Source organism: Streptomyces sp. E2N166 (genome assembly GCF_003671715.1).
Lineage (GTDB): Bacteria > Actinomycetota > Actinomycetes > Streptomycetales > Streptomycetaceae > Streptomyces > Streptomyces thinghirensis.
This window is the reverse complement of record NZ_RAIF01000013.1, coordinates 1-213: the sequence shown is the minus strand read 5'-3', so window position 1 is coordinate 213 and position 213 is coordinate 1. Positions and strand designations below refer to the sequence as shown.

The following is a 213-nucleotide window of genomic DNA, read 5'->3' as shown; positions in this document are numbered from 1 at the left end:
GTGGGGGGACCGGTACAACCTCAACGTCTCGGTGAGCGGGGCGAGTGACTGGACCGTGACGATGAACGTGCCGTCTCCGGCGAAGGTCATGTCCACCTGGAACGTCGACGCGAGTTATCCCGGCGCGCAGACGCTGACCGCCAAGTCCAACGGCAGCGGCGACAACTGGGGTGCCACCATCCAGGCCAACGGCAACTGGACCTGGCCGACGGT

1 pseudogene is annotated in these 213 nt (G+C 66.2%); it reads left to right on the top strand.

Annotated elements, in window-relative coordinates:
- Nucleotides 1–213 (top strand): annotated as a pseudogene (locus EBH09_RS14225) (polysaccharide deacetylase); the annotation flags it as partial.